The organism is Thauera propionica (genome assembly GCF_002245655.1).
Taxonomy (GTDB): Bacteria; Pseudomonadota; Gammaproteobacteria; order Burkholderiales; family Rhodocyclaceae; genus Thauera; species Thauera propionica.
This window is the reverse complement of sequence record NZ_NOIH01000013.1, coordinates 128,543-136,726: the sequence shown is the minus strand read 5'-3', so window position 1 is coordinate 136,726 and position 8,184 is coordinate 128,543. Positions and strand designations below refer to the sequence as shown.

Genomic DNA, 8,184 nt, shown 5'->3' with positions numbered 1-8,184 from the left:
CCGCGCTCGAAGTAGGCAAGAACGCCGCCCGGTTACCGCTTACCAAGAAGCAGCGCGAAAGCCTGTTGAAGCGAGTGCAGTGGAATTTACTTGGGCGATTGGGGATGGCTGCCTTTGAAATCATGGATTGGTGGGCTTTCAATGTCATCCTGCTCACCCAGACCCATGAGCCGGCCGACGAGGCGTTTGCCTTGCGCGGAGTGGATGCCAGCGGGGTGAAGGGGGCGACGGAGAAGGCGGCGCTGCTGCGGGAGGGGGCGGTGGTGTCGGTGGGGCAGAAGGGGCAGTTGGGGAATCCGGATGCGCGGGTCACCTTGGCTGAAGATGAGGGCGGTGAGAGGCTAGAGACATACGCCACAAGCTTTGAAGGGTTGACGACTGGCGATATCGATAGATTCGTTCGGAAGTTTACGGAGGTTCGTCACCATGACGACTGGCGGATCTATATACAAAACACCCTTGAAACGACCTTGTATTCGGGTAGGACAGACATAATTTGGTGGGGGGGTAATGGTGAGGTTATTTCATCATTTCCCGGTTCGTTCATAAAAGGTGCGCCTGCGTGGGGAAAAGCGGGGCTTCGTGTAACCCAAATGAGGAATCTACCGGTAACTGTTTATACGGGTGAGATTTTTGGAAAAAATGCAGCGACTCTCGTACCTAAGAAGAAAGAGTACTTTCCGGCAGTCTGGTGCTATTGCTCCTCTCCTGAATTTCGAAATGCGGTTAGGGTTATTGACCAAAAGCTCAACGTAACCATCGCAACTCTTGTGAAGGTCCCCTTCGACCTCGCCCACTGGCAACAAGTCGCCGCCGAACGCTACCCTAACGGCCTGCCCAAACCCTATTCCGACGACCCCACCCAGTGGCTGTTCCACGGCCACCCGCAGCCCGCTACCGACCCGCTGCAGGTCGCCGTCGCCCGCCTGCTCGGCTACCGCTGGCCGGCCGAGACCGATGCCGACATGGAACTCGCCATTGAGGCCCGCCAGTGGATTGCGCACACCGACAAGCTCGCCGCCCACGCCGACGACGACGGCATCGTCTGCCTGCCCGCCGTGCGCGGTGAAAAGCCCGCCCACGAGCGCTTGCTGGCACTCCTCATCGACGCCTGGGAAACCGTCACCCCTGGCAGCTGGAAAGCCTCCACCCTCGACCGCCTGCTGGCCGACGCGGATTGCGCCGGCAAGAGTCTGGAAGTGTGGCTGTGCGAGAAGTTCTTCGAACAGCACGCCAAACGCTTCCACCACCGCCCCTTCATCTGGCATGTGTGGGACGGCCTCAAGGACGGCTTCGGCGCCCTGGTCAATTATCACAAGCTCGACGCCCGCAACCTGGAGCGCCTCATCCACACCTACCTGGGCGACTGGATTCGCATCCAGGAAGCGGGCGTCGCCAGCGGCCTCGACGGCGCCCCGCAGCGGCTGGCCGCCGCGCAGGCGCTGAAGAAAAAGCTCGAAGCCATCCTCGAAGGCGAAGCACCCTACGACATCTTCGTGCGCTGGAAACCGCTCGCCCAGCAACCCATCGGTTGGAACCCCGACCTCAACGACGGCGTGCGCCTCAACATCCGCCCCTGGATGACCGCCGCCGTGCTGCGCCACAACAAGGGCCCGAAGCTCAACATCAAGTGGGACAAAGACCGCGGCAAGGACGTGGAAAGTGCGCCGTGGTTCCCGGTGTTCAAGGGCGACCGCATCAATGACCATCATCTGACGCTGGCGGAGAAGCGCGTGGCGCGGGATGGCGCGAGGGGCCGATGAACTCGTGTGACGGCATCATCAGCTGCGCCGGTGGGCTCTCTGCGGCGTCGAGGACACACGGGATATTTTCGGTGTCGCTCATCTCGTGAGCTACTTCATCGGTAGCATCCGTAACAAAATCAGGGAGGGCTCAGATGATTCAGCTACCGGCTCACGGCCGCATCGAATGTACTGCATGTTTCGACGACCGAGCCGTGCAGTTCGACAAAACACGTCGTACCCAGGGTCACTGGCGCATTACCGCTAATCCGCTCGCCTGGGGAAACCCGGAGGCCGAGGTAGTGGTATTGGGCTTCTCGAAGGGGCCCACGCAGGCTGGTGCGCTGGAGGCCACGCATCACGACCTCATTGCGTTCAAGGGTGGCCGTGTGGCGGTGGGGAAAATTCTTCACCATGTCGGGCTGCTGCCCTTGCCTGACCGCGCAGATAACCATGTCATCAACCGGCGTGTTAGTGCGCTGATTGCTGACCGCACCGGACGTTTTCACTTCGGTTCGCTAGTCAAGTGCACGGTCGAGCAACACTACCAAGAGAAGGGTTGGATTGGTACCGGCGCCGGCATGCTCGATAAGTTCGTTGCATCCGACCTTGGCAAGGATGTCGTAAGTCGCTGCACGCAGAAATACCTTTCACAACTCCCCGCCAAGACCCGGTTGGTCGTGATGTTTGGCACAGGAACCAAGCTGAACTATGTCGAGGAGTGCTTTCGTCTCATCCAGTCGACCCGCCCCGGAAAGTGGTCGCGCGTACGTGATGTCGCCTACACGGACGGCAAGGTGATGTTCGTGCATGTTGAACACTTTAAATCACAGGGTGCACTCATCCCTCAGTGGCTTGGGGAACACGTTGGCCACCCGCGTGCGGAGCTTGGGCGCCAAGCGCAGGAAGCGGTGAAGCTAGCGCTGAGCTGACAGATAGAGCGTTACGGTCCGTATGGCATGAACCTGCATAAAGCGGCGTTGGACTTTTGCCTCAGACGCACATCCCAGCGATAGCGCAAGGCGGATGCGTTTGAGCGCAGTTTGAGCGTATCGAGGAAACGATGACGGAGCTGTCTTACCAACTCAATGGCACCATCGGGCGAACGCTGTCGAGCGAATTGCGTGGCCAGTTGGAGATAGCCGTGCGCGCTGCGCGCGTGGCGGCAGAGGCCGGTGCGCAATCCGCCCTGCTGCAACTGGGCGTGGCTGACGAGGAAGCGCCCGCGCACCTTAACGAGCTCCAGCGAGTGCTTCGCCGTAGGCTGCGTGCGCATGCCAGAGTCCTGGGCGACCCCTTGGGAGCCGATGGCAGCCAGGCAGTGCAGCGGTTGGTTTGGGAGTCAGCTTACGAGCATTGGCATCGGATGCTGTTTGCGCGCTTTCTCGCCGAGCGGCACCTTCTGATTTGGGAGGGCGGGGTTTCGGTGACGCTGGACGAGTGTCACGAGCTGGCCGGTTCGTCGGGGACTGCGCTCGAGGCTCGAAGTGGCTGGGAGCTCGCAGGTCGCCTGGCGGAGCGGATGCTGCTCCAGCTTTTCCGCTCCGATTCGCCAGTGCTTGCTTTGCGATTTGCGCCGGAGCATCAACAGGCGCTCGAACGCTTGCTGGCGGGGCTGCCGCGAACCGTGTTCCTGGCGTCCGACAGCCTTGGATGGGCCTACCAGTTCTGGCAGGGCAAGCGCAAGGAAGAGGTGAATGCCTCGCAGGTGAAGGTGGGGGCAGACGAATTGCCGCCAGTGACCCAGCTCTTCACCGAGCCCTACATGGTGGAGTACCTGCTTCACAACACCATCGGCGCTGTGTGGCGTGCGAATCATCCTGAACTGGCAGAGCGTTTGCCGCTGCGTTACCTCGTTACCCCAAGTGCGGGAGAAAGTGAGCAGCCTTCGACTTCGAAGATTGGGCGGTTCGGGAGCCTGAAGCTGATGGACCCGTGCTGCGGGTCGGGGCATTTCCTTGTCGCTGCGCTGCATCTGTTGGTGCCCATGCGGGTGGTAACAGAGGGCCTGAGTGTTCGTAATGCCGTCGACGCGGTGTTGTCCCAGAATCTTTTCGGCGTGGAACTGGACTCGCGCTGCGTCGAGATTGCAGCCTTTGCGTTGGCGCTCGCGGCGTGGTCGTATCCCGATGAAGAGGGACGCCCCCTGGGGTTTCGCCCCCTCCCTGAACTCAACCTGGCCTGTGCCGGTCGTGCGCCGAGCCGAGGTCGTTCGGGTTCGGCGTTCTCGTCGGCGCCTTTGCTTGGCAGTCTGTTGCCAGTGCAGTTCGACTCTGCGCGATGGGAAGACGCTCTGGCGAAAGAGAATTCGAGTGGCGCAGGGGACGCAGAGGGCGAGGAGCAGTTCATCGCCGCGCAGGGGTTTGCGCGTGCCGTCGCCTTGCTCCGGGAACGTTACGACGTGGTGGTGACCAATCCGCCCTTTTTGGGTCGTGGACGAATGTGCGACGCGCTGCGTGAATTTGTCGAGGCGCAGTTCTACGACGCGCGGCACGACCTGGGGGCGGTGTTTCTGGAGTATTGCCTCAAACTCGCCAAACCAGAGGGCCGAGTTGGGTGTGTGCTGCAGCAGTCCTGGCTGTTCGCTGGCAGCTATGGGGCGCACCGTCGCGCCATACTCCAGCAGTCGGCACTGCAGAGTGTCGTCAATCTAGGCGAGGGGGCATTCCGTAGCGCGGATGCGGCAGGGGCGTTCCCATCCCTGCTAGTGTTCGAGTCCCTTGCACCGGATGTGGATAGCCACATCTCCGTTGTCGATGTCGCGATACATCGCACAGCGGAGGAGAAGGCCGCCGCCCTTCGGTCAGCCGTGCCCGATGCGCTTCCTTTCATGCAGGTAAGCGGAAGCCCTGACTATCTGGTTGCAATGACCCAGGGCGGAAGCCTGCCGCCGCTCTCCGAGTTCGCCACACCCTATGTGGGCTTACAGACGAGCGACTACCCTCGTTACTGCCGTTTCTTCTGGGAACTGCCCGTGCGAACGGCGGATTGGGAGTACATGCAGGAGTCTCCGGAAGAGACCGGCAAGCTTACGGGCTTGAGTTCGCTTTTCTACTGGCAGCAGGGCAGCGGAGACCTTATGAGCAGTGGCCTCGCCTACATTCGTGGTCAGGCGGCGTGGGGTAAGAAGGGTGTGGCTGTGAGCCGGATGCGGCAGCTGGAGGCCGGCCCGTATCTTGGCAACTTCTATAACCAGACTACGGCTGCCATCATTCCCCACGACGAATCGCTGCTGCCTGCAGTGATGGCGTTCTGCTCTTCGGACGAATACACCGAGGCGGTGCACGAAATTGACCGGCGAATCTGCGTGGCCAACGCAGCGTTGGGACGGGTGGGCTTTGACCTGCCGCGCTGGCAGGCAGAGGCCGAACGTCAATTCCCGAACGGTTTGCCAGCTCTGTATACCGAAGACCCGACGCAGTGGCTGTTCCATGGTCACCCGGCCGCCTCGTCAGACCCGCTCCAGGTCGCAGTGGCACGCCTCCTCGGCTATCGCTGGCCCACTGAACGCGATGACAGCCTTGAGCTGAGCGATGCGACGCGGAACTGGACGGAGAGGTGCAGGCAGCTTGTGGGTCACGCCGACGACGACGGCCTTGTCTGCCTGCCCGCTGTGCGCGGTGAAAAGCCCGCCCATGAGCGCCTGCTGGCACTCCTCATCGACGCCTGGGAAACCGTCACCCCGGGCAGTTGGAAAGCCTCCACCCTCGACCGCCTGCTGGCCGAGGCTGACTGCGCCGGTAAGAGCCTGGAAGTGTGGCTACGCGAAAAATTCCTCGAACAGCACGCCAAGCGCTTCCACCACCGCCCCTTCATCTGGCATGTATGGGATGGCCTCAAGGACGGCTTTGGCGCGCTGGTCAATTACCACAAGCTCGACGCCCGCAACCTGGAACGCCTCATCCACACCTACCTGGGCGACTGGATTCGCATTCAGGAAGCCGGTGTGGCCAGCGGCCTCGACGGCGCCCCGCAGCGGCTGGCCGCCGCGCAGGCGCTGAAGAAAAAGCTCGAAGCCATCCTCGAAGGCGAAGCGCCCTACGACATCTTGGTGCGCTGGAAACCGCTCGCTGAGCAGCCCATCGGCTGGAATCCCGGCCTCAACGACGGCGTGCGCCTCAACATCCGCCCCTGGATGACCGCCGGCGTGCTGCGCCACAACAAGGGCCCGAAGCTCAACATCAAGTGGGACAAGGACCGCGGCAAGGACGTGGAGAGCGCACCGTGGTTCGCGGTGTTTACGGACGACCGCATCAATGACCATCACCTGACGCTGGCGGAGAAGCGGTCGGCGCGCACTTAAAGAAAAGAAAAAGACTTAAGGGAGAAAGAGGCACATGGTCAGTCGAGCCGAAGCGCAGGTACTGCTGCGCGCCGCGATGGGAAGCTCGGAAGCGGACTTCCGGTCTGGCCAATGGGAGGCCATCGACCACATCGTCAACCAGCGCGGAAAGGTGCTTTGTATCCAGCGCACGGGTTGGGGCAAGAGCATGGTGTATTTCGTGGCGGCGAAGCTGATGAGGGCTCGGGGGTATGGCGTGACGCTCATCGTGTCGCCATTGTTGGCGCTGATGCGTAACCAAATTGAGGCAGCTAACCGCCTTCAGCTCAACGCCCTGACCATCAACTCGACGAACACGAATGAATGGGATGCGGTTCGCCGGACGTTGCTCGCGGATGGCGCCGACCTGCTACTGATTTCGCCAGAGAGACTGGCAAACGATGAGTTTGTTACTGGCTTGCTACAGCCCATTGCGGCACGCATTGGCATGCTGGTCATCGACGAAGCACACTGCATTTCCGATTGGGGGCACGACTTCCGGCCGGACTACCGACGTATTGGCCAGGTCCTTGAGCGGCTCCCCAATAACATTGCGGTCTTGGCCACCACCGCTACCGCGAACCGCAGGGTCGAACAGGACGTGGGTGCCCAGCTTGGCGGCAATGTCCAGATTCAGCGTGGCCCCCTGATGCGGGGCAGCCTGGCCTTGCAGGTGATGCAAATGCCAAGCCCTGCAGACCGCTTGGCTTGGCTGGCCGACAGGATTCCTGAACTTCCAGGCAGCGGTATCGTGTATGCGCTCACGACCCGAGATGCGGAGCGAATCGCCGCATGGTTGCGCCAGAACGGTATCAATGCCCATGCGTATCACTCCGACATTGACAGTCCCGAGCGGGAACGACTGGAACAGGCCCTATCGGCAAACCAATTGAAATGCCTCGTGGCCACGAACGCCCTCGGCATGGGGTACGACAAACCTGACCTCACCTTCGTCATTCACTTCCAGACGCCTGGGAACGTTGTTGCCTATTACCAGCAGGTTGGCCGCGCTGGCCGCTCCATCCCACTCGCCTACGGCGTACTGCTCTCGGGAAAAGAAGACAATGACATCAACGAGTTTTTCCGTGATGCAGCCTTCCCACCAGAGTGGCAAGTTGAGAGCATCCTGCGAGCCCTTGATGACGCAGAGGACGGTATGAAGGTGCGTGACCTTGAGCGCGCAGTCAATCTCCGCTCATCCCAGATTGAGAAGGTCTTGAAGCTATTGGTGGTTGAGCCCCGGTCTCCAGTCGTGCGCATCGATGGCAAGTGGTTCCGGACGCCAAACGCGTTCGTGATGGACCGGGAACGCATCGCTCATCTCACGAGACAGCGTGAACTCGAGTGGGGCCAGATGCAGGAGTACATCTCGAATCGCCGTTGCTCCATGCAGTTCTTGGCTAACGCGCTAGACGACATTACGAGCGGACCTTGTGGCCGTTGCGCGGTCTGCCTACAGCAGCCGGTGCTATCTGTCGAGACGGACCCTTCTACCGTTATCGAAGCGCGCCGCTTCATCCGCCACAGCGAGATGCCCCTGCAGTTGAAGAAGCAGTGGGAACTGTCCGCTCTGAAGCAGTACACTTCCGTTTTCGGATGGCGAGGGCTGAACATTCCCCAAAACCTTCGAGGGCAGGATGGGCGTGTGCTCTCCCGATGGGGCGAGCCGGTGTGGGGTGCCCTGGTTGCCCAAGGGAAGGCTGCCGGCCGATTTGATGACCAACTGGTCTCTGCAACTGTGGACTTGCTCAGGCATCGCTGGCCTGAAGCGGCGAGGGCCGCGTGGGTCGCTTGCATTCCATCGCTTAGGCATCCTGAGTTGGTTCCTGATTTTGCGCGCCGGCTGGCCGACGCTTTGGGCATTCCCTTCCGAGACGCTATCCAGAAGACGCGGGAGACTGAGCAGCAGAAGCAGATGGAAAACCGGTACCACCAATGCCACAACCTGGACGGCGCGTTTTCTGTGGATGTTGACCTCTGCTATTCCGACCCGGTGCTGCTCGTGGACGACGTAGTGGACTCTGCTTGGACACTCACGCTCACGTCTGCGTTGCTTAGGCAGGTGGGTGTCAGCGCAGTATTGCCGTTCGCCTTAGCGACGACGACGGCCAAATGAAGACT

Annotated in this window: 4 protein-coding genes; all 4 read left to right on the top strand. The window is 61.1% G+C overall.

The genetic code is table 11. The annotated features are described in order from the left end of the window. The coding region (locus CGK74_RS18945) for a hypothetical protein (protein WP_206186242.1) at positions 1-1,763 on the top strand (1,763 nt) is incomplete at its 5' end. A gap of 134 nt (positions 1,764-1,897) precedes the next feature. Then, positions 1,898-2,674 (top strand): hypothetical protein, encoded by a 777-nt coding sequence (locus CGK74_RS12085; protein WP_094268721.1) that lies wholly within the window; start codon positions 1,898-1,900, stop codon positions 2,672-2,674. Positions 2,675-2,805: 131 nt separating this feature from the next. Further along, entirely contained in the window at positions 2,806-6,045 is a 3,240-nt protein-coding gene (locus CGK74_RS12080) for an Eco57I restriction-modification methylase domain-containing protein (protein ID WP_094268720.1), read from the top strand. 34 nt (positions 6,046-6,079) lie between these two features. After that, positions 6,080-8,179 (top strand): RecQ family ATP-dependent DNA helicase, encoded by a 2,100-nt coding sequence (locus CGK74_RS12075; protein WP_094268719.1) that lies wholly within the window; start codon positions 6,080-6,082, stop codon positions 8,177-8,179. The last annotated feature ends 5 nt before the right edge of the window (positions 8,180-8,184 follow it).